Annotated in this window: 1 protein-coding gene; it reads right to left on the bottom strand. The window is 66.4% G+C overall.

The window, feature by feature from the left end; all coding sequences use genetic code 11:
- Positions 1–74: 74 nt before the first annotated feature.
- Positions 75–642, bottom strand: a 568-nt coding sequence (gene tnpC / locus QWZ14_RS08790; protein WP_290316258.1) for an IS66 family transposase, incomplete at its 5' end; no start/stop codon positions are given.

Here is a 642-nt window from a genome sequence, read left to right as displayed (position 1 = left end):
GCCTTGGCACTGGGCACCCGCGACAACCGCCTGATCATCGTACGCATCCGGCCAAGGCTGCGGTTGGTAGCTGATTAGGCGGCCGCGGCCTGCTGGGCTTGTGTGGTTTTCCAGTTCCAAGGCAGCAACTCGTGCAGCCGGGATGCGGGATGGCCGGCGATCCGGGCCAGCACATCGGCTAGCCAGGCGCGGGGATCGACATCGTTCAGCTTGGCGGTGACGATGAGGGAGTACATTGCCGCAGCCCGCTCGCCGCCACGGTCGGACCCCGCGAACAACCAAGACTTTCGCCCGAGGGCAATGCCGCGCAGCGCGCGTTCCGCTGCATTATTGGTCAGGCAGATCCGGCCATCCTTGAGGAACGCGGTGAACGCGGCCCAGCGTGTCAGCATGTAGTTTATCGCCTTGGCCAGGTCGTTGTGCCGGGACAGCCGGGCATGCTGCTCGCGCATCCAGGTTTCCAATTCGGCGACCATCGGTGCGATGTCCTGTTGCCGCACCGCCAGGCGCCGCTCGGCCGACAGACCGTTGATGACCCGCTCGGCGTCAAAGATCAGGTCGATCCGGCGTACCGCCTCGGCCGCCAACGGCGCCCGTGCCACCTCCGCCAGCTTGAACAGCTTGCGCCGGCCATGCGCCCAA

The organism is Paeniroseomonas aquatica (assembly GCF_030409335.1).
GTDB lineage: Bacteria > Pseudomonadota > Alphaproteobacteria > Acetobacterales > Acetobacteraceae > Belnapia > Belnapia aquatica.
Note: the sequence above shows the minus strand (reverse complement) of the source record. Positions and strands in the feature narration are given on the sequence as shown.